Annotated in this window: 1 protein-coding gene; it reads right to left on the reverse strand. The window is 71.9% G+C overall.

What is annotated here, in order from left to right; translation table 11 throughout:
• Positions 1-18: 18 nt before the first annotated feature.
• Positions 19-597: FAD-dependent monooxygenase (locus AC27IQ_RS26750; protein ID WP_487091503.1), on the reverse strand; the 579-nt coding region annotated here is incomplete at its 5' end.

The following is a 597-nucleotide window of genomic DNA, read 5'->3' on the forward strand; positions in this document are numbered from 1 at the left end:
GCCCTTCGGTCCATCCCGTCAGCGCAGGCCCATGGCCTGGCGCGTCACCCAATCCTTGAGCGGGCCGCTGCGCTCGAAGCCCTTCATGCCCCAGTTGCGCAGCGCCGTCAAAGGCCCTTCGCTGCGCGAGAAGAGCTGCTGCAGCCCGTCCATCGTCCAGCCCATCGGCAGCAGGGCCGCCTTGCGTTCGCGCTCGTATTGGCGCAGCAGCCGCAGGTCGCCCACGCCGCGCCAGTAATCGCGCCCGTTCAGCACGCGGGCCAGCGCCTGCGCATCGCCCAGCCCCAGGTTCAGGCCCTGGCCGGCCAGCGGATGCACGTTGTGCGCCGCATCGCCTGCCAGCGCCCAGCTGCGCGCGGCGCCCGGTTGGCCCGGCGCCGCTATGGGGCCGCACCAGCGGTCCGCGCGGGCCTGCTGCAGCGGCCAGGCCGTGCGGTCCGCGCTCAACTGCAGGGTACCCAGCGTGTTCTGGCTGGCTTGCTGAATCTGCTGCTCGAATTCAGTGGGGTCCAGGGCCACCAGGCGCTGCGCCCGGTCCTGCAAGACTGACCAGACGACCGCGACGGAGTTCCCCGCGGCGCCGTCCAGCGGCAAAAA

The organism is Acidovorax sp. KPB24-07 (assembly GCF_057543315.1).